Source organism: Sandarakinorhabdus sp., assembly GCF_031422795.1.
In the GTDB taxonomy this organism is placed as follows: Bacteria; Pseudomonadota; Alphaproteobacteria; order Sphingomonadales; family Sphingomonadaceae; genus Sandarakinorhabdus.
Genome location: NZ_JANPML010000017.1, coordinates 1 through 24,240 on the forward strand (window position 1 = coordinate 1; position 24,240 = coordinate 24,240).

At 63.1% G+C, this 24,240-nt stretch carries 24 protein-coding genes and 2 pseudogenes; 14 read left to right on the forward strand and 12 right to left on the reverse strand.

Annotated elements, in window-relative coordinates; all coding sequences use genetic code 11:
- The 6 genes from RMO81_RS00765 to RMO81_RS00790 form a co-directional block, all read left to right on the forward strand.
- Positions 1-294 (forward strand): cytochrome c (locus RMO81_RS00765; protein WP_310473816.1); only part of this gene is annotated, 294 nt, incomplete at its 5' end.
- Between the two features lies 1 nt (position 295).
- Positions 296-1,180, forward strand: a complete 885-nt coding sequence (locus tag RMO81_RS00770; protein WP_310473817.1) for a cytochrome c — start codon at positions 296-298, stop codon at positions 1,178-1,180.
- A gap of 134 nt (positions 1,181-1,314) precedes the next feature.
- A complete protein-coding gene (locus tag RMO81_RS00775) occupies positions 1,315-2,817 on the forward strand; it encodes a TolC family outer membrane protein (protein ID WP_310473818.1) in 1,503 nt (500 codons plus the stop codon).
- 201 nt (positions 2,818-3,018) lie between these two features.
- Complete coding sequence (locus RMO81_RS00780) at positions 3,019-4,719, forward strand: PEPxxWA-CTERM sorting domain-containing protein (RefSeq protein WP_310473819.1); 1,701 nt, start codon at positions 3,019-3,021, stop codon at positions 4,717-4,719.
- A 118-nt stretch (positions 4,720-4,837) separates the two neighbouring features.
- Positions 4,838-5,266: a hypothetical protein gene (locus tag RMO81_RS00785; RefSeq protein ID WP_310473820.1), complete on the forward strand. Its 429-nt coding sequence runs from the start codon at positions 4,838-4,840 to the stop codon at positions 5,264-5,266.
- A gap of 44 nt (positions 5,267-5,310) precedes the next feature.
- Entirely contained in the window at positions 5,311-5,736 is a 426-nt protein-coding gene (locus RMO81_RS00790) for a hypothetical protein (protein WP_310473821.1), read from the forward strand.
- Between the two features lie 207 nt (positions 5,737-5,943).
- On the opposite strand, the gene RMO81_RS00795 is transcribed toward RMO81_RS00790, so the two are convergent.
- The 7 genes and pseudogenes from RMO81_RS00795 to RMO81_RS00820 form a co-directional block, all read right to left on the reverse strand.
- Positions 5,944-7,968: a S9 family peptidase gene (locus tag RMO81_RS00795; RefSeq protein ID WP_310473822.1), complete on the reverse strand. Its 2,025-nt coding sequence runs from the start codon at positions 7,966-7,968 to the stop codon at positions 5,944-5,946.
- A gap of 104 nt (positions 7,969-8,072) precedes the next feature.
- Positions 8,073-8,447, reverse strand: coding sequence for a cupin domain-containing protein (locus RMO81_RS00800; RefSeq protein ID WP_310473823.1), 375 nt, complete (start codon positions 8,445-8,447; stop codon positions 8,073-8,075).
- Positions 8,448-8,528: 81 nt separating this feature from the next.
- Positions 8,529-9,431: an acetylglutamate kinase gene (argB, locus tag RMO81_RS00805; protein ID WP_310473824.1), complete on the reverse strand. Its 903-nt coding sequence runs from the start codon at positions 9,429-9,431 to the stop codon at positions 8,529-8,531.
- Positions 9,432-9,441: 10 nt separating this feature from the next.
- The gene (locus tag RMO81_RS00810) at positions 9,442-9,906 is read right to left on the reverse strand and encodes a hypothetical protein (RefSeq protein WP_310473825.1); all 465 of its coding nucleotides are present in this window, start codon (positions 9,904-9,906) and stop codon (positions 9,442-9,444) included.
- Between the two features lie 10 nt (positions 9,907-9,916).
- Complete coding sequence (locus tag RMO81_RS00815; protein WP_310473826.1) at positions 9,917-10,786, reverse strand: 3-hydroxybutyryl-CoA dehydrogenase; 870 nt, start codon at positions 10,784-10,786, stop codon at positions 9,917-9,919.
- Positions 10,787-10,862: 76 nt separating this feature from the next.
- Positions 10,863-10,973 (reverse strand): annotated as a pseudogene (locus tag RMO81_RS16180) (PEPxxWA-CTERM sorting domain-containing protein); the annotation flags it as partial.
- Between the two features lie 186 nt (positions 10,974-11,159).
- Positions 11,160-12,341 (reverse strand): annotated as a pseudogene (locus RMO81_RS00820) (esterase-like activity of phytase family protein); the annotation flags it as partial.
- Positions 12,342-12,476: 135 nt separating this feature from the next.
- On the opposite strand from RMO81_RS00820, the gene RMO81_RS00825 reads away from it, so the two are divergent.
- Both RMO81_RS00825 and RMO81_RS00830 read left to right on the forward strand, forming a co-directional pair.
- Positions 12,477-13,256 (forward strand): SDR family oxidoreductase, encoded by a 780-nt coding sequence (locus RMO81_RS00825; RefSeq protein ID WP_310473828.1) that lies wholly within the window; start codon positions 12,477-12,479, stop codon positions 13,254-13,256.
- Positions 13,257-13,381: 125 nt separating this feature from the next.
- Positions 13,382-13,699, forward strand: a complete 318-nt coding sequence (locus RMO81_RS00830; protein ID WP_310473829.1) for a hypothetical protein — start codon at positions 13,382-13,384, stop codon at positions 13,697-13,699.
- 61 nt (positions 13,700-13,760) lie between these two features.
- On the opposite strand, the gene RMO81_RS00835 is transcribed toward RMO81_RS00830, so the two are convergent.
- The gene (locus RMO81_RS00835) at positions 13,761-14,114 is read right to left on the reverse strand and encodes an AMP-binding protein (protein ID WP_310473830.1); all 354 of its coding nucleotides are present in this window, start codon (positions 14,112-14,114) and stop codon (positions 13,761-13,763) included.
- Between the two features lie 99 nt (positions 14,115-14,213).
- Here RMO81_RS00835 and RMO81_RS00840 point away from each other — a divergent pair, with 99 nt between their 5' ends.
- The 4 genes from RMO81_RS00840 (at position 14,214) to RMO81_RS00855 (ending at position 16,797) form a co-directional block, all read left to right on the forward strand.
- The gene (locus tag RMO81_RS00840) at positions 14,214-14,522 is read left to right on the forward strand and encodes a YggT family protein (RefSeq protein ID WP_310473831.1); all 309 of its coding nucleotides are present in this window, start codon (positions 14,214-14,216) and stop codon (positions 14,520-14,522) included.
- A complete protein-coding gene (folD, locus tag RMO81_RS00845; protein ID WP_310473832.1) occupies positions 14,519-15,388 on the forward strand; it encodes a bifunctional methylenetetrahydrofolate dehydrogenase/methenyltetrahydrofolate cyclohydrolase FolD in 870 nt (289 codons plus the stop codon). The genes RMO81_RS00840 and folD overlap by 4 nt, the downstream gene beginning before the upstream one ends.
- A 14-nt stretch (positions 15,389-15,402) precedes the next feature.
- A complete protein-coding gene (locus tag RMO81_RS00850) occupies positions 15,403-16,050 on the forward strand; it encodes a MarC family protein (protein WP_310473840.1) in 648 nt (215 codons plus the stop codon).
- 69 nt (positions 16,051-16,119) lie between these two features.
- Positions 16,120-16,797 (forward strand): SDR family NAD(P)-dependent oxidoreductase, encoded by a 678-nt coding sequence (locus RMO81_RS00855; RefSeq protein ID WP_310473833.1) that lies wholly within the window; start codon positions 16,120-16,122, stop codon positions 16,795-16,797.
- Between the two features lie 86 nt (positions 16,798-16,883).
- Here the strand turns inward: RMO81_RS00855 and RMO81_RS00860 are convergent, their stop codons facing one another.
- From RMO81_RS00860 to RMO81_RS00870, 3 genes are all read right to left on the reverse strand, one after another.
- Positions 16,884-17,564 carry a PEPxxWA-CTERM sorting domain-containing protein gene (locus tag RMO81_RS00860; RefSeq protein WP_310473834.1) on the reverse strand — a complete coding sequence of 227 codons (681 nt, stop codon included), beginning with the start codon at positions 17,562-17,564 and terminating at the stop codon, positions 16,884-16,886.
- A gap of 441 nt (positions 17,565-18,005) precedes the next feature.
- Complete coding sequence (locus RMO81_RS00865; RefSeq protein ID WP_310473835.1) at positions 18,006-18,701, reverse strand: PEPxxWA-CTERM sorting domain-containing protein; 696 nt, start codon at positions 18,699-18,701, stop codon at positions 18,006-18,008.
- A gap of 122 nt (positions 18,702-18,823) precedes the next feature.
- Entirely contained in the window at positions 18,824-20,044 is a 1,221-nt protein-coding gene (locus RMO81_RS00870) for an argininosuccinate synthase (protein WP_310473836.1), read from the reverse strand.
- A gap of 70 nt (positions 20,045-20,114) precedes the next feature.
- Between RMO81_RS00870 and RMO81_RS00875 the strand changes: the two genes are divergently transcribed.
- Positions 20,115-20,522: a DUF1801 domain-containing protein gene (locus RMO81_RS00875; RefSeq protein ID WP_310473837.1), complete on the forward strand. Its 408-nt coding sequence runs from the start codon at positions 20,115-20,117 to the stop codon at positions 20,520-20,522.
- Between the two features lie 38 nt (positions 20,523-20,560).
- Here RMO81_RS00875 and RMO81_RS00880 read toward each other — a convergent pair whose 3' ends face one another.
- Complete coding sequence (locus RMO81_RS00880) at positions 20,561-20,848, reverse strand: hypothetical protein (protein WP_310473838.1); 288 nt, start codon at positions 20,846-20,848, stop codon at positions 20,561-20,563.
- 101 nt (positions 20,849-20,949) lie between these two features.
- Between RMO81_RS00880 and RMO81_RS00885 the strand changes: the two genes are divergently transcribed.
- Positions 20,950-24,240, forward strand: a 3,291-nt coding sequence (locus RMO81_RS00885) for a type ISP restriction/modification enzyme (protein WP_310473839.1), incomplete at its 3' end; no start/stop codon positions are given.

Sequence of the window (24,240 nt, forward strand, 5' to 3'; positions counted from 1 at the left end):
GTGCCGTTCGATGCCGCCATGGCCAACAAGATCCTCGCCAACTATGCCGCCGCGGCCAAGGCCTTCCCGGCGCATTTCCCGGCCAGTTCCAAAACCGGCGGTGAAACCGAAGCCGCTCCGGCGATCTGGGACAAGCCCGCCGACTGGAAGGCCGCCACGGCCAAGTTCCAGGCCGATACCACCAGCGCCGCTGCGCTGAAGCCCACCGATGCCGCTGGTTTCGGCAAGGCGTTCGGCATGGTGACCGCCAACTGCAAGAGCTGCCACGAAGGCTTCCGCATCAAGAAGGGTTGAGATGCGGCTGCTGGCGGGTCTGGCTGGCCTGGCCGTCGTTGGCGCGGCGGCCGGCTGGCTGTTGACCGCGCCGGTGCGGCTTGATGCCGATGCCGTCGCGCAAGGGCCGCGCGACGCCGCGCGCGGGGTGCGCATATTCCACGTGGGCGGCTGCGCCTCGTGCCACGCCGCCAAGGGCGCCAAAGGTGATGACCGGCTGAAACTGGGCGGCGGCGCCGTGCTGGCAACGCCGTTCGGGAATTTCCAGCCGCCCAACATCTCGCCCGGCCCAGATGGCATCGGCGGCTGGAGCCTGGCGGATTTCGACAACGCCATGCGCCGCGGCGTCAGCCCCGATGGCCGCCACTATTATCCGGCCTTCCCCTACACCAGCTATGCCCGGATGACGGCCGGCGACATCGGCGATCTGTTTGCCTTTCTGAAATCGCTGCCCGCCGTGGCCGGCAAACCTGCCGCCGGGGCCATCGCCTTTCCGTTCAACATCCGGCGCGGCATCGGCCTGTGGAAGCATCTCTATCTGGATGCCAGCCCAGTGGTGGCGCTGCCCGAAACGGCATCCGCTGCAGCCCGCGCCGGCCAATATCTGGTGGAAGGCCCCGGCCATTGCAGCGAATGCCACACGCCGCGCGATGGCTTTGGCGGGCTGGATCGGGCGCGCTGGCTGCAGGGCGGGCCCGATGCGGAAGGAAAAGGCAAGGTGCCCGGCCTCACGCCGGCACGGCTGAAGTGGAGCGCCGCCGAAATCGCCGACTATCTCAAAACCGGCTTCACCCCCGATTACGACAGTGTTGGCGGCACCATGGTGGAAGTGCAGGCCAATATGGCCGAACTGCCCGATCAGGATCGCGCCGCCATCGCTGCCTATCTGAAGGCCGTGACACCATGACATGCTGACAAATTTGGTCGCTGCTCAAATTAACGCGGGCCAGCCCTTGGCCAGCGGCTGTCTTGTCTCTATATGGCACCTTTGAGAGGGCGTTGGCGCGTCTGCGGGCGCACCGAGTTAAAGGAATGATGTGAATGCAGACGCTTGGTCTGGGGGCTCCCTGCCGTCGCCCGTCCCGCCCGCTGGTTGCCGCCTTGTTGGGCGTGTCGCTGCTTGGCCTGTCGCCGGTGTCGGCAGAATCGCTGCAAGGCGCGCTGGCCAAGGCCTATCAGACCAACCCGACGCTGAACGCTGCTCGCGCCAATCAGATGGCTACGGATGAAAATGTGCCGATCCAGCGCGCCGCCGGCCTGCCGTCGGCCAACATCACCTCCACTTTCAACGAGAACGTGCTGATCCCCGATGGCCAGTTCGTGGTCATCCCGCGCACGCTGAACACGGCCGCGCAGCTGCAGGTGCCGATTTATCAGGGCGGTCTGGTGAAGAACGGCATCAAGGCGGCCGATGCCCGCGTGGCCGCCGGCGAAGAAACCCTGCGCGGCACCGAAGCCAGCGTGTTTTCGCAAGTGGTTGCCGCCTATAACGATGTGCTGCGCGACACCCAGATTGTCGACCTCAACCGCAACAACGTGAAGAATCTCGAAGTGAACCTGCGCGCCACGCAGGATCGTTTCGAAGTGGGCGATCTGACCCGCACCGACGTTGCCCAATCCGAAGCGCGATTGAGCCAGGCCAAGGCAGATCTGCGCAATTCCGAAGCCAATCTGATCGCCGCCAAAGAACGCTATATCCAGCAAGTGGGCGAAGTGCCGGCCGATCTGTCGTCGCCGCCACCGCTGCCCGGTTTGCCGACCGACGTCGCCGAAGCGGTAGAAGTCGCGATCAAGGAAAATCCGGACATCGCTGCCGCCACCAAGAACAGCGAAGCCGCTGGCTATGACGTGAAGACCGCCCGCGCCAGCCGGCTGCCCACGCTGTCTGGATTTGGCAATTTCAACCGCAACGACAACTTTGGCGGCGCCCGCGCCAATATTCCGATCAACATCCCGTCCACCCAGAAATCCGCCGTGATCGGCGCGCAGCTGCAATTGCCGCTGTATCAGGGCGGCCGGCCATCGGCGCAGATCCGTCAGGCCCAGGCCCGGCGCACGGCGGCGATGGAAACCCAGATCGGCACCGAACGCCTGGTGATACAACAGGTGCGCGCCGCCTTTGCCAGCTGGCGCGCCAGCCTTGATGTGATCACGTCTGCCGAAGCGGCCATCGCGGCAAACAGCCTGAGCCTCGAAGGCGTGCGCGCTGAAAACGGCGTCGGCAACCGCACCATCATCGAAGTGCTGAACGCCGAACAGGAATTGATCAACAGCCGCGTGCAGCTCGCCACGGCGCGCCGCAATGCCTATGTCGCCGGCTTCACCCTGCTCGCCGCCATGGGCAATGCCGAAGCCCGCGATCTCGATCTGCAGGGCATCACGCTGTACAATCCCAAGGATAATTATCGCCGCGCCAAGGGCCAGTTCCTCGATTGGACCGGCCGCGATGCGCCGATGATCCGTTCCACCCGCACGGTAACGACCCCGGCACAGGAAGCTGCCATCACCGTTGGCGAAGACGCCGCCGTGGCCGCGCCGCAGTAAAACACGAGCATGACAGGCGGGCCGGGCTTCGGTCCGCCTGTTCGTGACGCCGCCAGCCATTGAGCGCCTGGCCACCGGGCGGCGGCAGGGCGGCCATCCAGCGCGAAAAGTGACGAATTGGAAACAATTTTTTAAGCTCTTGATTAACGGTATATGACTGATAGATTACCCGTTCAGTTCAGTAAGGGGGGTAACGTCAAAATGCTTAAGTTCGGTCTCGCTGCGGTCGCCGTGGCACTCGTCTCGCCAACAGTGGCTTCAGCCACGGATGTGCTGACGCTCAACACGAAATTCACGGAACGTCGCAACCTGCCGCGCGCCATTCGCGATGATGCTACCGGCAGCAACGTGGCAGATCCGTCGGCCTTCGTCCTGAACGGCCCGAGCAGTGCGCCGCTCAGCCTGGTCCGGGGCTTTGAAGGCACGTCAGACTATGACACGCGCGCTCTGGGCGTTGGCCTGCTCCCACCCGATACCATGGGCGCCGTCGGCACGTCGCAGTATGTGCAGCTGATCAACGGCAGCTTCTCGGTCTACAGCAAGGCCACTGGTGCGTTGCTGGCACCGCGCATCACCGATTCCAACTTCTGGACGAGCATCGGTGGCGGCACCACGGGCGGTGACCCTCGCGTCTTGTTCGACAATCGCACCAATCGCTGGCTGGCGATCGGGTTTGACAGCAGCGGTGCCAATCTTCGGATCGGCGTGTCGCAAACCGACGATGCGCTGGGCGGCTGGAAATCGGCCGTGGTGACCGGCGTTTCCGGCGCAGCCTTCCCGCTTGGCGGCCTTGCCGACTATCCAACCCTGTCGCTCAGCAACAATTCGGTGCTGATCGGCACCAACGATTTCGCTCGGACCAACACTGGGTTCAGCTTCCAGGGCACCACGCTCAACGTGCTGAACCGCCAAGATATCTTCGACGCGGCCGGCCCGGACGTCTCCAGCCTGGTCAAATTCGAAACCCGTGGCCCGTTCAACACGCTGGCCAAGGACCGTGGCTTTGCCATCCAGGGCGTCAACAGCGACAGCTTCTCCAGCACGGCGTCGACGGTTTCGGCCAGCCTGTTCTTCTTCGATAACGTCACCTACGATGTGCAGAACGCTGGCGCTGCCAATGCCTCGATGACCGCGCAATCCTATCTGTCCGACAAGGGCGGCAGCCTTTTCAACGACACGAATCCCGGCCGTCAACCGGTGAACGGTGCCAATGCCCGCGTCCTCGATACGCTGGATACGCGCATCAGTGCCAATGCCTGGGAAGTGAAGGGCCGTATCTACTTCGTCAACACTGTCACGCCGACCGGCACTGACAACACGGTCGTGCGCATCACCGTGCTGGACAAGGCCACCGGCAACGTGCTGTCGGAAACCGATCTGAATGATGCCAGCGGCGCCTTCGATTTCTTCCAGGGCTCCATTGCAGTCAACAAATCGGGCCAGGTTGTGGTTGGCTACAACCGGTCGGGTGACGTGACGACGGGGCAGGATGGCCGTGTCAGCGTGTTTGCCCGCGGCTTCAAGACCAATGCCGATGGTTCGCTGAGCGCGATGGGCGATGCCGTTCTGTTGAAACAGAGCGTGACGGACGAATACCATAACGGCTCGGCCTTCGGGCAAGCGGCCAACGGTCGCCAGCGCTGGGGTGACTATAGCGCCGTCAACGTCGATCCGCTCAACATGCAGAGCTTCTGGATCACCGGCCAGTTCGCCCGCGAATACAACACGCGGGAAAACCACCCGGAAGGCAACGGCAGCGGCTTCGCGCGCTGGGGCACCTACATCGCCGAGGTCAATCTGAACTCTGTGCCGGAACCCGGCACCTGGCTGATGATGGTTGCCGGCTTTGGCTTTGTGGGCGTTTCCATGCGCCGCCGCGCGGCTGCCACCGTCGCCGCCTGAGCCTGATTGGTGCTGATATGCGGGTGGGAGCGCGAGCTTCCACCCGTATGTTCGTTTGTGGCTTTGTTGTAAGGGCGCGTTGATGATCCGGTCGCCGATACTCGTCCTGGCCCTTTCGATGGCCATTCTGCTGCCGGGTTCGGCCCGTGCAGCCCCCCAGAAGCCTGCCCCCCAGAAACCAGCCAGCCAGTTGCTGGCCGGCAATTGGGCGGGCGATGGATTTTCCCTGCGCATCAGTGGCAACGACACGGTGGTGCAGGGCAAGTGCATGAACGGCAAGGCCAGCGGACGGCCGCCGCTGGATGGCAGTGGCCGTTTTTCAGCGACCGGCTATCTCAATCCGGTCACCGCCGGCCTCAGCCTCAGCCAGACCAACCCAAAGGATCGGCCGGCGCAATTCAGCGGCCGCATCATCGGGTCAACGCTGGAACTGCAGATCAAATCCGATCTGGTGAAGGGCAACAAGACCTATCGGCTGCGCCGCAACGCCGTCGTCAAGTTTGACGACTGCGGCCGCAGCACCGGCCTGCGCTATGGCACCAGCTGAGATTCAGGCGTAAACTGCGGTATCGTTTCCGGAACATCACAACCATGAACAGGCCAGCCAGCGCGTTTCTCGTCTCTCTGCTGGCCAGCCTTGGGGTGCTTGCCATGCCAACTGCCGCTGCTCCCCCGCCGCCCACCGGCGGGCTTGGCGGCACTTGGGGCGCATTTCAGGCGCAATTGACCCTGACCGATAGCGGTGGCCGGCTGGAAACCGAATGCAGCAGCATCGAATTGCAGGCGCCAACGCCCGCCGCCGCCGATGGCCGCTTCACCATGCTGGGCGAAGTTGAAGCGTTCCAGCCCGGCCCGAACCGCGACCCGGACTCGCCGCCAAAGCGCACCAAGGCGCGCTTCGAAGGCCGGGTGGAGGGCAATGCCCTGCAACTCACCATGTATGGCGCCAGCAACGCCGCGCCGCAGCAGTTCAGCCTAAAGCGCAACCTGAAGACCAAGCTGATTCGCTGTTATTGATTCTAAGTCCCCGTCATTTCAACCTTCCGCCAATTTCAGTTGGCATAGGTTGAAGAACAAGGAAGCAGAGCCTCCGGCGGGCAGGCCTGAGGCCTGCACCCATTTGTTTGTCCGCCCTATATATCCAATTTTCGTCGCCGAACGCGCGTCAATGAAAGCGGGTCCAGGGGCTCAGCCCCTGGCCGCCGGAGGCAACTTTGCCTGGTCCTATGGCTGGTTCGCGCCGGTCGCGCCCAGCCGGGGCTGCAACCAATCCACCCAGCGCCGCCACACATCGCGGCTGCGGATCGGATCGGATGGGGAATGGCCGGGCACCGGATAGGCGACGAACTTCACCGGCACCTTGTTGTCCGACAAGGCGCGATACAATTTATAGGCCTGCGGGATCGTTACCCGCCAATCGCCAACATCGCTCATGATCAGCGTCGGCGCGCGTGCCTTCCACGCCTGGAAGATCGGCGATTGCCGCGAATAACTCGCCATGTTGTCGCCCACGAACGGTGACGGGCCATATTGCGCCGCCCGCCCGCGGTTGCTGTCGGCGGTGGTATATTGATCGAGGATATCGGTCACCGGCGCGCCAGCCACTGCAGCCTTCCACGCCTGCGGATAGGCCCCGATCAGCCAGGTCGTCATCATGCCGCCGTAAGACCAGCCGGTCACCGCCATGCGCTTGTCGTCGATCAGGCCGCGCCGTTTCAGTTCCGCAACGCCAGCCATGATATCGCGCCCCGGCCCGGCCACGGCATCGCCAATGATCGACTGCTGGAACTTGTAACCCCGATTGTTGCTGCCGCGATAATTGGGTTCCAGCACGATCCAGCCCTGCGCCGCCAATATCTGTGACGCCGTGCTGAACGTCTGCTTTGACGCCGATACCGGGCCGCCGTGGATATACAGCACCAACGGGCGCCGTTGGCCGGGCTGGTAATCGGGCGGATAGGTGATCACCCCATCCGCGCTGTAGCCATCGCTTTGCCAAACCATTGTCTCTTGCCGGCCCAGCGTCACGCCATCGGTGACGGTTTGCAGGCTGGTCAGCGCCAGCGGCTTGTCGCCGGGCGCGGGCAGCACGAACAGTTCGGGCGGACGGGCAGCGGTGGACGCGGTAAAGGCGATGGTGCCGTTGCTGCCGATATCAACACTGCCCGCATCAAGATCACCCAGATCGAGCTTCGTCGCCTTGCCGTCCTTCGCCAGCCACAAGCCAGACCTTGTGCCATCGGTGCCGTTCAGCAGCACCGTCTGATTGTCGGGCAGCCAGCCCACCAGTTCCACCGCAACATCCAGGCCCGGCGCCGCATCGCGCGGCGTGCCGCCAGCGGCAGGCGCGATCATCACCCGCGATTGATGCGCCGCCACGCCATCGCGCGCCGTGCCAAAGGCCAGGCTGCGGCCATCGGGCGACAAGATCGGCACGCGCACACTGCTGGGTGTGGGCAGCAGCGGCTGCACACTGCCGCTGGCCACATCGACCCGCATCAGCCGGCTGCTATCGGCATCGCCGGTGGCGGGCGTGTCGGCCTGCACGGTGATGATGCTTCTGCCATCGGGCGTCCAGTTCAGCTGCGACGGCGCGCCGGTGGGCGGCAGGCCCAGCGGCAAGGAGCGCGGCCCGCTGGTCAGCCGCTGCACAGCACCTGTCGCCAGCGCGACCGTCCAGATATGGATGGGTTTGCGCGGCACCCGATCGAGGAAGCTGTGGTTGCCCACTTCGAACGCATCTTCAAATTTGGCCTCGCCGGTTTTTTCCGGTTCCTCATCGGCCGCCGCAAAGGCCAGCGCCGCACCATCGGGGCGCCAGGCGAGATGGGTCACGGCGGTCTTGCCGCTGGTGACCGCGCGGGCATCGCCGCCATCCATCGACAAGATATGCACCTGCGCGCGGCCGCCAGCATCCTGCGCCAGAAAGGCGATGCTGCGGCCATCGGGCGACCAGCGCGCGCTGTTCACGCCCTGCCGGCCACTGGTCAGCACGCGGCTGGCCTTGCTGGCGACATCTATCAACGTCAGTTCGCCGTCCCAGCGATTGTCCTTCAGATTGGCGCGGGCAATCACGCTCAGCACCGATTTGCCATCAGGCGACAGTTGTGGATCACCGATCCGCACCAGTTTCGGCAGATCATCGGCCGAAAAACGCCGATCCTGCGCCGCAGCCGGGATGGCGAGCAGCAGCAGGCTGAAACCTGCGACACAATGAAGACTGCCCATCCGGGCTTGGAAGATCTGCATGAAATGCCCCCTCGCAGGCCGACCAAAGACCTGGATGAAATAAAAGCTAGCACCGCGCCGCACCGCCAGCAATGTCAGCGAAATGCAGATTCAGCGCTGCAACTTCAGGGCACCGCTACTGTGCGCGGCGCGCCTTTGTTCTTCACGAAAAAAGCCAGGAAACGCGCCCGATCCGTGGCGCTGGCGTTGCGGCCCACGGTGTGGATGTCGGACGGGTTTTCATAATAGGTCTGGCCCACACCCAGCGTCTGCGCCGGCTGGCCCTTTACCTGCATGACGATATTGCCTTCCAGCACATAGACGACAACATGGGCATTGTGACGATGCGCCGGGCTGGCGCCGCCGGGCGGCAGCACCACCTCCACCAACGTCACCTCCTTGCCCGGCAGATCGGGCAGGGTCTTCTCAAACAGCGGCGCTGGTGCCTGGGCGGCAGCAGGCAGCGCCAGCAGCGCCAAAGCCAGGATCAGAGATTTCATCGGCCATCCCTTCGCGTGCAGAAAGGCGCAGCCTAGGCCCCGCGTGCCGGATCAGCAATCAGCTGGCCCGCACCCGCCGGCTCAGCTGGCCCGCACCAGCGTGCCGGCGCCCTTGCGAGTGAAGATTTCCAGCAGCAGCGCGTGCGGCACCCGGCCATCGAGGATGACGGCGGCATCCACGCCGGCCGCAACGGCATCAACGCAGGTTTCCAGCTTGGGGATCATGCCGCCGGTGATGGTGCCGTCGGCGATCAACTCGGCGATGCCTGCCGGCGTCAGATCGGTCATCAGCGCGCCATCCTTGCCCAGCACGCCGGCCACATCGGTGAGCAGGAACAGCCGGGCGGCACCCAGCGCGCCGGCAATGGCGCCGGCCATGGTATCGGCATTGATGTTATAGGTGTGGCCATCGGCACCCACCGCCACCGGCGCAATCACCGGCACAATGCCGGCGCTGGTCAGCGTATCGATGATGCTGCGATCAACGCTGGCCGGTTCGCCAACGAAACCCAGATCGACCACCTGTTCGATCAGGCTATCCGGATCCTTGGCGGTGCGTTCCACCTTGGTCGCGATCACCAGCCCGGCATCCTTGCCGCTGATGCCCACCGCGCGGCCGCCGGCCTGGGCGATGTGCGCCACGATTTCCTTGTTGATGCTGCCGGCCAGCACCATTTCGGCGACTTGCGCCGTGGCGGCATCGGTGACGCGCAGGCCATCGACAAAGCGGCTTTCAATGCCCAGCCGCTTGAGCAGCGAACCGATCTGCGGCCCGCCGCCATGCACCACCACCGGGTTGATGCCCACGGCTTTCAGCAGCACGATATCCTCGGCGAAGTCCCGCGCGCGTTCGGCGTCGCCCATGGCATGGCCGCCATATTTCACCACAAAGGTCATGCCGGCATAGCGCTGCAGATAAGGCAGCGCCTCGATCAGCGTTTCCGTCTTGGCCAGCATGTCGGGGTGTGGGGCGTGCGCGCTCATGGGGTTCGCCTTATTGGGGATGACCGGGCAATTCCAGCACCATCTTGCCGCCCACCGGCACGGCGGCCCATTGCGCGCTCACTTCGGCCATGCGCGCCCGGATGGCGGTGAGCAGCGCGCCGGTTACGGCCAACGGCGTGTCACCGCGCTCATCACAGGTGGTGGCATAAAGCGCGATGAATTCGTCATCGGGCAGCGCCGTCTGGCTCCAACCTTCCCCCTGGAACATCTCGACCAGCCGCTCCACGCTTTGCGCCGTCCGATCTTCGATGCCGGTGCGGAAGCCGCCGTCGCTGCCATCGGCGATCAGATGCAGGAAGCCTGCGGTCTCGGCGGTCGATTCCACCGCCCAATGCACCATGTCGTGCGGGATGATGCCCTGTTTCGGGCACTCGATATGCGGACGCGGGCCATTGGTCGCCACGATATCGAGCCGGTCGAATTTGCCGGCACCCTTGGTGAAGGTGAGTTTCATCGGCCAGAATCTATCGGGTCGGCACGGGCTCCGCGCCCGAATAGTCATAGAAACCACGACCGGATTTGCGGCCATACCAGCCGGCCTCGACATACTTCACCAGCAGCGGCGCCGGGCGATATTTCGGATCACCGGTGCCATCCTGCATCACCTTCATAATGCTGAGCAGCGTGTCGAGCCCGACGAAATCGGCCAGCGTCAGCGGCCCCATCGGGTGGTTGGCGCCCAGTTTCAGCCCGGTATCGATATCCACCACGCTGCCAACGCCGTCACCCAGCGCAAAGATCGCCTCGTTCAGCATCGGGCACAGCACGCGGTTGACGATGAAGGCCGGCGCATCGCCAGCCAGGATCGCGGTCTTGCCCAGTTTCGCGGCAAAGCCCTGCATCGCGGCCGTGGTTTGCGCCGACGTGGCGAGGCCGGGGATGATCTCCACCAGCGCCATCAGTGGCACCGGGTTGAAGAAATGCAGCCCGCAGAAGCGATCCGCGCGGGCAGTTGCAGCGGCCAGCCGGGTGATGGAGATGGAACTGGTGTTGCTGGCCAGCAGCGCCGCAGGCTTCAGCACATCCTTCAGGCCAGCGAAAATCTGGCCCTTGATGGCTTCATTCTCGGTCGCGGCCTCGATCACCAGATCAGCGGCGGCGAAATCGGCGTTGCTGGTGGTCAGCGTGATGCGGGCCAACGCGGCGTCTGCCTGCTCCGGCGTGAGCACGCCCTTGCTCACCTGCCGGGTCATGTTCTTGGCAATCGTGGCCTTGGCCGCTTCGCAACGCGCCATCGCCACATCCGACAGGATCACATCATAGCCAGCCTGCGCGGCAACATGGGCAATGCCATTGCCCATCAGGCCTGCGCCGATCACGCCGATTGTCTGCATGTCCATCTCCCTCAATGTTCGGGAGATGCCTTAGCCGCTGTCGCGGCTTCGGCAAATGCGCAAAGCCGCGAAAAGTTCAGGCGGCAACCACGGTGCGGCGCTGACGTTCCCGGCGACGGGCAGCGGCGCCGACCAAGCCAAAGCCAGCGATCAGCATCGCCCAACTCGCCGGTTCCGGCACGCCGATCAGCGAGGCATCAAACCGGGCAACATCGGCACCGGTCACCGCAAAGCTGTAAAGCCGCGATGGCACCAGCGCCTGGCCGTTGGGGCAAATGGCGCCCAGCGCGATTTCGGTGAAGGCGGTGCCGCCATCGGTGCACACGTCAAACTGCACATTGCTGCCGTTCTGGGTCACCGAAAAATCATTGTCGGTGGCGAGCAGCAGCGCGAAGCCGCCGCCAGCCAGCCGCGGACCAATGGCGAGGCCTTCCAGTTTTTCCGGCAGGATGGATTCGCCCGCCGCCAGCAGCGCCGCCTGCACATCAAGGAACAGCAGCTTGCTCACCGGCGTCACGCCGTTCGGCAGGCTGTTGCTGCCGGCAAAGCTGGTGCCCGACACGTCGGTCGCGCCGGCCAGATCGATCAGGAACACGCGCTTGGTGCCCACCGGGCCGTTGGGGGTGATCAGATTGTCCGGGCCCTGGCCGCGGTTGTCACGCTCGATCACCAGGAAGCTGGTGCCGCCGATCCAGGTGATCGACGACACACCGATGCTGCGGCCTTGCTGCGTGTTGGTGAACGCATTGGCGGCCGGCAGCCGGGCGTTGATATCGGCAATGCTTTCCAGCTGATAGGCGAATTGGCCGGTCGATTGCCCCGTGGCGACATCGAACTGCACGATGCGCAGGTTGCGGCTGCGGCGGCCATCGTTCTGGCTGCCTTCGTTGACCAGCGGATCCTGCAGGATGGCAAAGGCGGTCTTGCCGTCGCCAGAAATGGTCAGGCCTTCATACCCGCGATTGTCCTGCCGGCCGGTGGTGATGGTGCCACGGCCGTTGGCGAAATCCGGGTTGCCATTGGCCAGCGGCACCACATTGCCCGGCTGGGTGAAGGCGCGGATGAACACGCCCTTGTTGTTGGTTTCATACACCGACGGGCCATATTCATCGGCAACCAGGAAATTGCCGTTGGGCAGGCGCACGATGCCTTCGGAATCCAGCGCCGCGCCGAGCACGCCAGCACCGCCGGCCAAGCGGCTGGGGTTCAGGCCGCTGTAGACCTGGCCATTGGCCTGGCGGAATTCAGTGGTATCGACCACGCGGAAATTGCTGATCGCGCCATTGGCAGCGGTATCAACTTTGAAGGTTTCGATGCGCGGCGCCCAATCGATGGTGCCGCCGCCAGGGCCGCGATCGCTGATGCCATAGAACACACGCCGGCTGGGATCATAAACCATGTCGGAACCAAAGCTGAGGCGGTTGAGATTGGGGCCATTGCCCAGCTTGGACCGATCGGTGGCATCGCCGGCCACTTCGATCTTGCCGGCAAACGTGATGGCGGCAGAAGCCGGAACCGCGGCCAGAACGGCGGCCGCAAGAAGCAGGTGGCGCATAGTAAATCCCCCAGTGATCAACACCCAATTCGTTAACCATCACGCGTGACCGTTGCATGACGCCAGCATGTCACTTTCATGTCAGCTTGGCCGCGCCGGCTTGACCATGGCGGCGACATGGCAGACAGCGCGGCCATGCAAAGATTGACCGGCAAGACCGCCCTGATCACCGGCGCCGCGCGCGGCATCGGTGAAGCCATCGCCCGCCGCTTTGCCGCGGAAGGTGCCTTCGTGTGGGTGACCGATATCAATCCCGCCGGCGAGGCGGTGGCGACCAGCATCGGCGGACGCTTTGCCCGGCTCGACGTGCGCGACGAGGCGGCATGGGCGCAGGTGATGGCAGTGGTTGGTTCGCTCGACATTCTGGTCAACAACGCTGGCATCACCGGATTCGAAGGCGAACCGGCGGCGCATGATCCGGAAAACGCCAGTCTGGCCGATTGGCGCGCGGTCCACGCGGTCAATCTGGATGGCAGTTTTCTTGGTTGCCGCGCCGCCATCCGGGCAATGCGGCCCGCCGGGAAAGGCAGCATCATCAACATCTCGTCGCGTTCCGGCCTTGTCGGCATTCCGGCGGCGGCAGCCTATGCGTCGTCAAAGGCAGCGGTCAGGAACCACAGCAAATCCGTCGCGCTGTGGTGCGCGCAAAACGGCCTCGCCATCCGCTGCAACTCCATCCACCCGGCGGCGATCATGACGCCGATGTGGGAACCCATGCTGGGCACCACGCCAGCCGAGCGCGAAGCCGCCATGGTGGCCTTTGTCGCCGATACGCCGCTCAAACGCTTCGGCACCGCCGACGAGGTTGCCGCCATGGCCGCCTATCTCGCCGCTGATGAAAGCGCCTATGTGACGGGCAGCGAATTCCACATCGATGGCGGTATCCTGGCCGGCTCTGCCGCATCGCCAGAATGATGGCGCCTCAGCCCTATCGAAATGGTAGGGTATAATGCCGAAATTATGGTACATGGATGCTGTTGGAATGCTTTGACAGGTCAACACCGGACGTGACCAGTTTTTGGTCTGAAAAGGAAAAGCTTATGAAAACATTCACTCGTATCTTGATTCTTGGTGCCACTTCATTTGCCCTGGCGGCCTGCTCGCAGACCACCAAGGAAGAAACCAACGAAGCCGCCGAGTCCGCTGCCGACGACACTGCTGCCAATGCCGCAAAGGCCGGTGACGCGATCGAAAAGGCCGGTGATGATGCCAGTGCCGCCATCGAAAAGGCTGGCGACAAGGCAAGTGATGCGATCGACAAGGCTGGCGACAAGGCCGATGCCGCCGCTGCCAATGCCAAGCAGAACACCGGCGAAGCCATCGAAGAAGTTGGCAAGGACATGCAGGCGCCGAAGTAACGGCCCAGCCTGACTTCAACAGGGGCAGCCCGGCTACGCGGCCAGGCTGCCCCTTTTTCGTTCAGTTCACCTTGCGCTCGCGCCCGACCCAGAAGGGTTCGCGCAGATCCCTTTTCAGGATCTTTCCGCTCGGGTTGCGCGGCAGCGCGTCGATGAGGTCGGCAGATTTGGGCACCTTGTAACCGGCGATGCGAATACAGGCGCACATCAGCGTGACATATTCGATGTGATTGAGCGCCAGCCAGCCAATGCGATCACCCTTTTGTACACCCAGCGCCCGCAGCGCCGTCACCGCCTGCCGGTCGCGGTCGTGAAGATCGGCGAAAGTCCAGCGCACGCCGTCGGCGCGCACCGCAGCCTTGTCGGGCGTGGTTGTCGCATAATGGACCGCAATATCCGCCAGCTTGCTGAACATGTTGCTCCCCCTTTCCCCCGATCACGATACTGCCAAACAGGGGCAGATTTTGCCGGCCACCATTGCGGGAAGCGCCCTCCGTCTGTAAGGGCCTAGCTCATGGAAAACACCGCCGTCGCCCTTGTCAATATCTTCACCATGGCCACGCAGGTGCTGATCTGGGGCCTCGTCGTCTGGGCGATTTCCAGCTGGCTGGTCGCCTTCAACATCGTCAACACCCGCAACCCGGTGGTGAGTGGCATCCTGAATGCGCTCGACAAGATTTACGGCCCGATGGTGCGGCCGATCCGCCGTTTCCTGCCGGATTTCGGCGGCATTGATCTATCGCCGCTGGTGCTGTGGCTGGTGCTGTCGGGCGTGCAGCAGCTGGTGCCGGCCCTGGTGATGGACACGGGCCTGCTGCAATGACGGCCATGCTGATTGATGGGAAGGCCCGCGCTGCCGCGCTGCGGGCGGACGTGGCGACCGGTGTTGCTGCGTTTGTTGCCGCGCACGGCCGCGCGCCGGGGTTGACTGTGGTGCTGGTTGGCGATGATCCGGCCAGTGCGGTCTATGTCGGTTCCAAGGGCAAGGCTTGCCGGGAAGCCGGGATGATTTCGGGCGAATATCGCCTGCCCGCCGATACACCAGAAGCCGATCTGCTCGCCCTCATCGCCCAGTTGAACGCCGACGGGCACGTTGATGGCATATTGGTGCAGATGCCGCTGCCGGCGCAGATCGACACTGATCGGGTGATTGCCACCATCGATCCGGCCAAGGATGTTGACGGCCTGCACCCGATCAACACCGGGCTTTTGGTGAGTGGCCGCAAGGGGCTGGTGCCGTGCACGCCGTCGGGCTGCATGCTGCTGATCCGGGAAGCGCTTGGCAACATCGCCGGCGCCGAAGCCGTGGTGATCGGCCGTTCGATCCTGGTTGGCAAGCCGATGGCGGCGCTGCTCACCAATGCCAGCGCCACCGTCACAATTGCCCACAGCCGCACCCGCGATCTGGCGGCCCACGTGGCGCGCGCCGATATCGTGGTGGCCGCTGTCGGCATTCCCGGCATGGTGAAAGGCGACTGGATCAAGCCCGGCGCCTGCGTGATCGATGTCGGCATCAACCGCGTCGCCCTGCCCGATGGCAAAAGCCGCTTGATCGGCGATGTGGACTTCGACAGCGCCAGCCAGCGCGCCGGCTGGATCACCCCGGTGCCCGGCGGCGTCGGCCCGATGACCATTGCCTGCCTGCTGGCCAACACGCTGGAAGCGGCCTGGGCCCGGGTTCGCGGATGACGCTCGCCGATCCACTGGTACAGCTGTTCATCTCGGCCTTCGTCACCCTGTTCGTGGTGATCGATCCGCCGGGCTGCGTGCCGATCTTTTCCAGCCTCACCGCCGGCACCACCCCAAAGCACCGGTTGGACATGGCCATCCGATCCAGCCTGATTGCCGCTGCCGTGCTGGTGGCATTTGCGCTGGGCGGCGAGGCGTTCCTTTCGGCACTGGGTATCACCCTGCCAGCCTTCAAGATCGCCGGCGGCGTGATGGTGTTCGTGATCGCCATCGACATGGTGTTTGAAAAGCGCACCCAACGCCGCGAAACCCGCGCCGAAGAGGTGAAATCTGCCGCCGATGCCGCCGGCAAGCCGCTGGAGCAGGAAGATATATCGGTGTTCCCGATGGCCATTCCGATGCTGGCCGGGCCGGGTTCGATCGCATCGGTGATGCTGCTATCGGCGCGCACCAATGGCGATGTGGCACAGGAAGCCGTGGTGCTGGGCGCGCTGGCGGCTGTGCTGCTGATCACCCTGCTCTGCCTGCTGGCGGCAGGCCCGATCATGAAGCTGATGGGCGCCAAATTCGAAGGCGCCCTCACCCGTCTGCTCGGCGTCGTGCTCGCGGCGCTGGCGGCGCAGTTTGTCATCGACGGCATCAAGCAGAGCTTTGGTCTCTGACAGGCAGGCTTGCTCGACAGGCCCTTGCACGCGGGCCACACTCCTGATCGTTCAACAGGAGAATCGCACATGCCCTCTGCCCTCATCATCGGTGCCTCGCGCGGTATTGGCCTTGGCCTCACCCAGGAATTCATCAGCCGCGGTTGGGATGTAGTGGCCACCCAGCGCAGTGCATCACTGGCACTGGCCGCGACCGGCGCGCAGGTGGCGACCGTGGATATTGACGACGCCGACACGGTGAGTGCGCTGGCCACCAGCCTGGCTGGCAAGAATTTTGATCATGTGCTGATCAACGCCGGCATCACAGGGGGCCGCGCCGATACCGCCAGCACCGTCAGCCGCGATGCCATGGCGCAATTGTTCTGGACCAACGCCATCGCCCCCATCCGCGCCGGCCGCATCCTGCTGCCGTTGGTGAAAGATGGCGGCTCGATCGGCTTCATGAGCTCGATCCTGGGATCGGTTGGCGGCCGCCAGAATGCGTGGGCCGAACTGTACAGCGCATCAAAAGCCGCGTTGAACAGCCTGACGCGCGGTTTTGCCGTGCAGGATATCGGCAGCCGCGATGTCGCCGTGCTTACGCTGCACCCGGGCTGGGTGAAAACCGATATGGGCGGCCCCGATGCCGATATTGATGTGGCGACCAGCGTGAAAGGCCTGGCCGGCGTGATCACAGATTCGATCGCTTCCGCCCGCGCGCGCGGCCAGCGTTATGTCGATTACAGCGGCGCCGCCATAACCTGGTAAGCCGCCCATGGAAAAAGGGCGCCGCTCTTGTGGAGCGACGCCCTTTTTTCTGTTCGGAGGGGCCGGAAAAACCAGCCCCTGCCGGATCAGGCAGCCACGCTGCTGCGACGACGGCGGGCGGCGAGGCCAACCATGCCGAAACCAGCAAGCAGCATCAGCCAGGCAGACGGTTCCGGAACCGCGCTGTCGACCAGGATGTTGTCGAGGATCGGACCAGCCGAATCGTTCGGACCGCCAGCGCCAAAGTTCAGCAGCAGCGAACCGGCTCCCGTCGAGACGAACGACAGGGCATAGGTCACGAACTGGCGGTTGCGCGCCACCGATTCCGTGTAGGTGCCAAAGCTGGTGATGTTCGAACCGGTACCGCCATAGGCACCCTGGAACCCAGTGATCAGCGTGAACGACGCGATGTTCTCCGGATTGGTGAAGCCCAGGGCGAAGTTGAAGATATTGGTATCGCGCGGGTTACCGCCGACTTCGAAGGACAAGGTGATCACGCGACCGGCCTGAATGGCGATCGGGTCTGACAATATCGAACCGGCATTGTTTGAACCGACCAGATCAAGGCAACGACCAGCAGCGCCAGCGCACTGTATGCCCACGGTGCCCTGCCTGATCAGATCCACGCCGCCAGTGACCGTGAAGCCCGGAACGTTGGTGGTGTTATTGCGAACCGGCGCCGAATCGAAATTCTGGCTGAACAAGGTCACAGCAGATGCCGGCATGGCCATCACGGCGGCGGCGGCAAGAGCAGTAAGAATACGCATTTCAATCTCCCTCTGGTACGCAGCCTGCCATGCAAGCAGCGTGCCAAAATGGGAGAATGTCGGTTCCGGCTGACTTATCAGCAGGTTACGCGGCCAGCACAAATGCGCTCGGCAAAATTGATGTAAAATGCGCCGACAGTTCAGGTGCTGCAGGGCAGCATCCGGCACAATCAGGTCTCCGCCTGAAGAACGACACTTTGGACCACCCTGCGCCTCAAAACAGCCAGACTCGGCGAGTCGTTGGAAAGATGCCTGAAGAAACCTGACGTGACAATTAGAAAATGGTTAAAATGTTGACTGTTGGGCAGTCGGAGCGGTCAGAAGCGCAGCCTGCAAAGCGGGTGTAAAGATTCCCGACAGATTGCCTGCGCCGCCGGCTGTCTGCGTGTCGGCCGGCGGCGCGGAAATCATAACGGCACTAGTGGCGTGACGCCGGAACTATCAGGCGACAGCCAGACGGCGGCGACGGCGGCTGGCTGCGCCAACCAGGCCAAAGCCAGCGATCAGCATCGCCCAGCTTGCCGGCTCCGGAACTGCGCCTTGCGTCACCAGCACATTGTCAAGGATCGGACCAATGTTGACGTTGTCGCCGCTGCGGCCAGCAAATTGCAGGAACAAGGTTCCCGGCCCCGCCAGATTGAGAAAGCCCGAATAGGTGAGAAAACTGCGATCGCCGGCAACAACTTCGCTGTAGGTCCCGCCTGATACAGCCGTCTGGAAACCGCCGATGGTAAATGGTGCCGGCCCGGCGAGCGCGCCGCCGAAGCCGACGGGCGGCGCGGCAAACAACACCTTGAAATCAAAAGTGTCACGGGCCAGGTCGCGCTGGTTGCCGCTCAGATCGAAGCTGATGGTGATGTTGCGGCCAGCAAGAAAATTGATCCCGGTCGAGGTGAGCATCCCCGGACCCGGTGTGCCAGCGAGATCGGCGCAAGCGCCAGTGTTGCCAGCGCAAGTGATACCGAAATTGCCGTTGGTCACGATGTCCACGGTCCCAGTGGTCGTGAAACCCGGCACGCCGGCAGCAGGGATCCCCTGCGGCAGCGAATTGAAATTCTGCGAGAACAGCACTTGGGCAGCACCCGGCGACGCCGCAAGGGCGACGGCTGCAGACAGGAACAAAACATTGAGGCGCATGGCACACTCCGCAACAAGCACGGACGCCCCCGCGGCACCGTGTCAAAGCGGTCATGCCATCAAGTTTATTAATTGTCTAGCAACTATTGGTTAACGCCCGTGTCTTTCTGCTGGCGACGGGCTTAACGCCCGTCGCGCCGCCCAAGCAGCCGCAGCCGCAGCGCGTTCAGCTTGATGAACCCCGCCGCATCGCGCTGATCATAGGCGCCCTTGTCATCCTCAAAAGTGACAATGCCCGCCGAATAGAGACTATAAGGCGATTTGCGCCCCACCACGCCCACATTTCCCTTGTACAGCTTCAGCCGCACCGTGCCGGTGACCTTGGCCTGGCTGTGATCGATGGCGGCCTGCAGCATCTCGCGCTCCGGGCTGAACCAGAAGCCATTGTACAGCAGCTCGGCATATTTCGGCATCAGCTCATCCTTCAGATGCGCCGCGCCGCGATCCAGCGTGATCTGTTCGATGCCGCGGTGCGCGATGTGCAGGATGGTGCCGCCCGGCGTTTCATACATGCCGCGCGATTTCATGCCGACAAACCGGTTCTCCAGCAGATCAAGCCGGCCAATCCCATGCCGCTTGCCCAGCTCGTTCAGCTTGGCCAGCAGCGTCGCCGGGCTCAGCCCCTCGCCATTGATCGCCACCGCATCGCCGCTCTGGAAATCCACCGTGATAACTTCCGGCGTGTCCGGCGCGTCCTCCGGGTGATCGGTGCGGCTGTACACATAATCCGGCACTTCTTCCCACGGATCTTCCAGCACCTTGCCCTCGCTGGAGGTGTGCAGCAGGTTCGCATCGGTCGAAAACGGGCTCTCGCCGCGCTTGTCCTTCGCCACCGGGATCTGGTGCTGTTCGGCAAAGGCGATCAGCGCCTCGCGGCTGGTCAGATCCCACTCCCGCCACGGCGCGATGATGCGGATATCCGGCGCCAACGCATAATAGCCCAGCTCGAACCGCACCTGGTCATTGCCCTTGCCCGTCGCCCCATGGGACACGGCATCGGCACCCGTCAGCTTGGCAATCTCGATCTGGCGCTTGGCAATCAACGGCCGCGCAATCGACGTGCCGAGCAGATACAGCCCCTCATACAGCGCATTGGCGCGCATCATCGGGAACACATAATCGCGCACGAACTCTTCGCGCAGATCGTCGATGAAGATATTCTCCGGCTTGATGCCCATCATCAACGCCTTGGCCCGCGCCGGCTCCAGCTCCTCACCCTGACCCAGATCGGCGGTGAAGGTAACGACCTCGCAGCCATATTCGGTCTGCAGCCACTTCAGGATCACGCTCGTATCGAGGCCCCCGGAGTAAGCCAGCACCACTTTCTTGACCGAATCAGCCATGATCTTCCCTTCCGATTGTGGAAGCGCGCCTATTTGCTAAGCTCCCCCAACGCAAGCCGGAGGACGCGCGATGGCCAACACACAAAAAACATTGCCCACCAACGCCAGCGTCCCCGCCTTCCTCGCCGCCCTCGAACCCACCCGCCGCCGCGAAGACGCCCACACCATCGCCGCCCTGCTGCAACAAGTGGCCGGCTGCCCACCGGTGCTGTGGGGCAGCACCATCATCGGCTACGGCCAATACCCCACCAAAACCGGCCCCTGGCCCCGCCTCGGCTTCTCCCCCCGCAAAGCCCAGCACGTCGTCTATCTGATGGACGGCTTCGACGGCCACGCCGACCTGCTGGCGAGGCTGGGCAAAGCCAGCACCGGCGTGTCATGCCTGTACGTCAAGAAACTCGCCGATATCGATATGGACGTGCTGGCCGAAATGGCGCGGCGCTCGTGGGCGCTGATGGCGGCGCGGTTTCCGGGGTGAAGGCAATAAGAGCCTCCGGCAGGCAGGCGCGCGCGCTATCAGGCCTTGAGCGCTTCCACCCGACCAATTTCTGCAGCAAAGGCAGCGCGCATGCTGACTCGCTCCTGCTCGGGAAGCCAATTTGCCATCTGCGGGAAAACGGTCTTGTGAAAACGGATCAGGCGCGCATCCAATGCGCAGGTGCCGCTGGCAGCACGCAAGCTATCCAGCACGGCGTTCAATTCTGTCCGGATGTCATCAATATCAGGCACATAAGCCTTGGGCACCGTCGCTTCGCCCAGATCGAAACCCAGTTGGCCCTTAGGCGTATCAAGCACTTCGCTCATGAAGCCACAATTTCCCCTGGTTGCCTGACGGCGAGAGCCGATGCACAACATAAACATAACGAGGGGTTCGCATGACGCAAGCCGAGACGATCAAAAAAGCAGTGAGTGAATTCGGCGCTGCCGCCAAGGCCAAGCTGAACGAAGGTGGTCAACCAGAGGATCAGCTGCGCAACCCGGTCGAGCAACTGTTTGCCGCCTTCTCGGCCGAATGTGGCCATGGCAAGGGCGCGCTGGTTTTGGTCGGCGAGAAGTCGCTCGCCGAGTTGAGGACGCGCCCGGATTTTGCGGTCACGCTCAACAAGGCACTCATTGGTTTCATCGAAGTCAAGCAGCCCGGCAAAGGTGCCGATCCGCGCAAGTTCAAGGACAAGCACGACAAAGACCAGTGGGACAAGCTGAAGGCGCTGCCCAATCTGCTCTATATCGATGGCAATGCACTTTCGTTGTGGCGCAACGGGGTGCTGGCCACTGATATCGTCAAATTCCATGGCGATATCGAAACATCGGGTGCCAAACTCGCTGCGCCCGCCACGTTGATGCCGCTGATTGCCGATTTCCTCAGCTGGCAGCCGATCCCGCCCAAGGGCGCCAAGGAACTCGCCGCCGTTGCCGCCCGCCTGTGCCGCTATCTGCGCGACGAAGTCATCGAACAGCTTCGTATCAACAATGCCCGGCTGTCGGAACTGAAGGAAGATTGGAAGGCCCTGCTGTTCCCCGATGCCGATGATGCGAAATTCGCCGACGGCTATGCTCAGGCCGTCACCTTCGGGCTGCTGATGGCCAAATCGCGCAAATTGTCGCTGGCCGGGGGCCTTGATGATGTGGCGAAGCAATTGGGCAAAACCAACACCCTCATTGGCACCGCTCTGCGGCTGCTCACCGAACAGGAACTGTCGCTCGGCCCCGCGCTCGATACCATGGTGCGCGTCCTCGATGTGGTCGATTGGGACAAGGTCGCCAAGGGCGATCCCGAAGCCTGGCTCTATTTCTACGAAGATTTCCTCACCATCTATGATCCCAAGCTGCGCAAGCAGACCGGATCATATTACACCCCGCCCGAAGTGGTGCAGGCGATGGTGCGGCTGTGTGATGAGGCGCTGCGTTCGTCCAAGCGCTTTGGCGTGGCGCAGGGGCTGGCCGGCAGCGACGTGCATATTGCCGATCCGGCCACTGGTTCCGGCACCTTCCTGCTCGCCATCCTGCGCAGCATTGCCGCGCGCGTGGCGGCGGATGAAGGCGAAGGCGCGGTTGGCGGTATCATCACCGAAGCGGCCAAGCGGCTTTACGGCTTTGAACTGCAATTCGGCGCTTTTGCCGTGGCGCAGCTGCGCCTGCTGGCCGAAATGATCGCGCTTGATGCCGAAGGCAGCCCGGCACTGTTTGTCACCGACACGCTGAGCGATCCGAACGCCAATTTCGAAACCGGGCAAGGCATCTACCGCGAAATCTCGCGATCTCAGCGCGACGCCAACGAGGTCAAACGGGCGCAGCCTATCACGGTGGTCATTGGCAACCCGCCCTACAAGGAAAAGGCCAAGGGCAAGGGTGCCTGGGTTGAAAATGGCCGGTTCAAGGATGGCAAGGACGCGCCATTGCGCGACTGGCAGCCACCGGTGGCGTGGAAAGTCGGTGCCCATGCCAAGCATTTGCGCAACCTCTATGTCTATTTCTGGCGCTGGGCCGCCTGGAAAGTATTCGAGCAGGGCTCGGGCAAGCGCGATCTGGAGCCGCCTCAGCCAGAACAATATTCTGGGCTTGTCTGCTACATCACGGTCGCAGGCTTCCTGAATGGCCCCGGCTTCCAGAAGATGCGCGCCGATCTGCGCCGTGATTGTGATGAAATCTGGGTGATCGACTGTTCACCGGAAGGCCATCAGCCTGAGGTGGCAACGCGCATTTTTGAAGGCGTGCAGCAACCGGTGTGCATTGTCCTCGCGTCACGGTCCCCATCGAACGATCCGGCGGTGCCGGCACGGGTGCGGTTTCGTTCGCTGGCGCAAGGCAGGCGCAAAGACAAGTTTGCCGAATTGTCCAAATTGGCGCTCGATAGTCCCGGCTGGTCCGATGGGCCAACCGATTGGCGGGCGCCCTTGCTGCCCGAGTTGACCGGCGGCTGGAGCGAGTTTGTCCCGCTCGATACCGTGCTGGGTGATAGCGGATCGGGTGTGATGCCGGGTCGGACGTGGATTATCGCGCCAGACAAGGTTTCACTTGAACAACGTTGGGAAGCTCTGACTGCTGATCATGGTTCAACGCCTGATCAGCGCGAGAAATCAGCCGCGAGGCGCGCGCTTCTATTCCATCCGCATCTGCGGAACGGTCAGCCAGGCGATCGCCACGTCAAGAAGCCCGGAAAGCAGTTGATCGGCCAAAAAATGGATGTTCAATCGATTGAAAAGGCAATTGGAGAACTACAAAGCGAAAACAAGACCTTGGCTTCTGCTGCTGCCGCCGCTTTGGCACTTGCACAGCCGCAGCGCTACGGTTTCCGATCGTTTGACCGCCAGTGGATCGTCCCCGACAGCAGGGTCATAAATCAACCGAACCCGAGTTTATGGAATGATTACAGCAATGATCAGGTCTTCCTCAGCGCATTGATGGCGCACAGCCCAAGCGCCGGACCAGCGATTACGGCAACTGCGCTGATCCCGGACCTGCACCAGTATAAAGGCTCATTTGGCGGGCGTGTCTTTGCGCTTTGGAAAGACGCCGCTGCCAAAGAGGCCAATGTCGCCCCGGCCGTGGTTGCGGCGTTGTCGCGCGCCTATGGGATATCGGTCGATCCCGTCGACGTGTTCGCCTATGTCGCCGCGTTGCTCGCCTGCCCGGCCTACACCACCCGCTTCAAGGCCGATCTCATCCGCCCTGGCCTGCGCGTGCCGCTCACCGCCGATGCCGCGCTGTTTGCCGAAGCCGCCGCCCTGGGCCGCGAGATCATCTGGCTGCACAGTTTCGGCGAGCGCTTCACCGAAGGCCGCCCCGCCGGCCCGCCGCGTGTCGCCAGCGATCCGCCCATCGTCAGCAAAGCTGGCAAGATTCCCGACAAGGCCGCTGATTTTCCTGACACGATCAGCCATGATGCCGCCACCCGCCGTCTGCATGTGGGCAAGGGCTTTGTGGACAATGTCAGCCCCGAAGTCTGGGCCTATGAAGTTTCGGGCAAGGCGGTGCTGAAACAATGGTTCAGTTACCGCAAACGCAACCGTGAGCGCCCGCAGATCGGCGACAAGCGCCCGCCATCGCCGCTGGGTGATATCCAACCCGATCACTGGCTGCCCGAATATACCAGCGAATTGATCAATGTGCTGAATGTGTTGACGCTGTTGGTGGCGCTGGAAAGCCAGCAGGCTGACCTGCTGCAGCGCATTTGTGACGCACCACTGATCAGCCTG

What these genes read in the sequence shown, in the direction of transcription:
- RMO81_RS00785 (WP_310473820.1), top strand. Translation starts at nt 4,838, where the DNA reads ATGGCCATTCTGCTGCCGGGTTCGGCCCGTGCAGCCCCCCAGAAGCCT.
- RMO81_RS00815 (WP_310473826.1), bottom strand. Translation starts at nt 10,786, where the DNA reads ATGCAGACAATCGGCGTGATCGGCGCAGGCCTGATGGGCAATGGCATT.
- RMO81_RS00855 (WP_310473833.1), top strand. Translation starts at nt 16,120, where the DNA reads ATGCCCTCTGCCCTCATCATCGGTGCCTCGCGCGGTATTGGCCTTGGC.
- RMO81_RS00780 (WP_310473819.1), top strand. Translation starts at nt 3,019, where the DNA reads ATGCTTAAGTTCGGTCTCGCTGCGGTCGCCGTGGCACTCGTCTCGCCA.
- RMO81_RS00840 (WP_310473831.1), top strand. Translation starts at nt 14,214, where the DNA reads ATGGAAAACACCGCCGTCGCCCTTGTCAATATCTTCACCATGGCCACG.
- argB (WP_310473824.1), bottom strand. Translation starts at nt 9,431, where the DNA reads ATGAGCGCGCACGCCCCACACCCCGACATGCTGGCCAAGACGGAAACG.
- RMO81_RS00825 (WP_310473828.1), top strand. Translation starts at nt 12,477, where the DNA reads ATGCAAAGATTGACCGGCAAGACCGCCCTGATCACCGGCGCCGCGCGC.
- RMO81_RS00810 (WP_310473825.1), bottom strand. Translation starts at nt 9,906, where the DNA reads ATGAAACTCACCTTCACCAAGGGTGCCGGCAAATTCGACCGGCTCGAT.
- RMO81_RS00770 (WP_310473817.1), top strand. Translation starts at nt 296, where the DNA reads ATGCGGCTGCTGGCGGGTCTGGCTGGCCTGGCCGTCGTTGGCGCGGCG.
- folD (WP_310473832.1), top strand. Translation starts at nt 14,519, where the DNA reads ATGACGGCCATGCTGATTGATGGGAAGGCCCGCGCTGCCGCGCTGCGG.
- RMO81_RS00775 (WP_310473818.1), top strand. Translation starts at nt 1,315, where the DNA reads ATGCAGACGCTTGGTCTGGGGGCTCCCTGCCGTCGCCCGTCCCGCCCG.
- RMO81_RS00860 (WP_310473834.1), bottom strand. Translation starts at nt 17,564, where the DNA reads ATGCGTATTCTTACTGCTCTTGCCGCCGCCGCCGTGATGGCCATGCCG.
- RMO81_RS00875 (WP_310473837.1), top strand. Translation starts at nt 20,115, where the DNA reads ATGGCCAACACACAAAAAACATTGCCCACCAACGCCAGCGTCCCCGCC.
- RMO81_RS00870 (WP_310473836.1), bottom strand. Translation starts at nt 20,044, where the DNA reads ATGGCTGATTCGGTCAAGAAAGTGGTGCTGGCTTACTCCGGGGGCCTC.
- RMO81_RS00880 (WP_310473838.1), bottom strand. Translation starts at nt 20,848, where the DNA reads ATGAGCGAAGTGCTTGATACGCCTAAGGGCCAACTGGGTTTCGATCTG.
- RMO81_RS00865 (WP_310473835.1), bottom strand. Translation starts at nt 18,701, where the DNA reads ATGCGCCTCAATGTTTTGTTCCTGTCTGCAGCCGTCGCCCTTGCGGCG.
- RMO81_RS00795 (WP_310473822.1), bottom strand. Translation starts at nt 7,968, where the DNA reads ATGCAGATCTTCCAAGCCCGGATGGGCAGTCTTCATTGTGTCGCAGGT.
- RMO81_RS00790 (WP_310473821.1), top strand. Translation starts at nt 5,311, where the DNA reads ATGAACAGGCCAGCCAGCGCGTTTCTCGTCTCTCTGCTGGCCAGCCTT.
- RMO81_RS00830 (WP_310473829.1), top strand. Translation starts at nt 13,382, where the DNA reads ATGAAAACATTCACTCGTATCTTGATTCTTGGTGCCACTTCATTTGCC.
- RMO81_RS00835 (WP_310473830.1), bottom strand. Translation starts at nt 14,114, where the DNA reads ATGTTCAGCAAGCTGGCGGATATTGCGGTCCATTATGCGACAACCACG.
- RMO81_RS00800 (WP_310473823.1), bottom strand. Translation starts at nt 8,447, where the DNA reads ATGAAATCTCTGATCCTGGCTTTGGCGCTGCTGGCGCTGCCTGCTGCC.